The organism is Psychrobacter sp. 1U2 (assembly GCF_051847575.1).
This window is the reverse complement of sequence record NZ_JBPYDC010001228.1, coordinates 1-661: the sequence shown is the minus strand read 5'-3', so window position 1 is coordinate 661 and position 661 is coordinate 1. Positions and strand designations below refer to the sequence as shown.

Here is a 661-nt window from a genome sequence, read left to right as displayed (position 1 = left end):
TATCACTTAGCGCTTTTAAATTTGTAAGCAGGATTTTGGGAACATATATAGACAGATTGGAAGTAATAAGGTCTAGGGTTTCTAAACGCTGTAACTCCAATAACGTAAATAAATCGATCACTACTGTAGATTGTTTTTCTAGTAAAGTTCCTAGATCATCGATGCTAATATCAACAGTATAGTGATCATCAATCGTTCTCAGAGTAAATCGAGAATCACTTAACCAACTATATGTAATTTCAGAAATATCTTTTCCAACGTAATCCGCTAGACACATTATTGTCATTGGGTTTTCTTGATATACTTTTAACTGTCGCTCTAATTGTTCATTAGAACGTGAGGTCTGATTGATATCCTTAATAAATTTTGCTATGCCTTCTTCTGTTTTAAAGTCTGCTGTGAAAGAAACCATATTAAAAGGGTTGTTGATATCTGATGTCATCTCTATATTTTTTCTATATATCGCTAAAGGTATAGATAAAATTTCTTCAATTTTAATATTTCGTCTTACACCAAAATTTCCTATGATTTCAAATTCTTCATCAACAGCTCGACCTAAAAACTGCTGACCTAGTTTATCGTTAGGTGAAATTATAATATCTAAGTTCTTGCCTGAAGACTTAGAATCGATATATTTCCCTTTAAGTTCGTTTTCTTCAAA

General features: G+C 31.5%; 1 protein-coding gene. It reads right to left on the bottom strand.

Features of this window, described 5'->3' with window-relative positions:
- The coding region (locus ACS8FD_RS21355; RefSeq protein WP_439277346.1) for a hypothetical protein at positions 1–661 on the bottom strand (661 nt) is incomplete at both ends.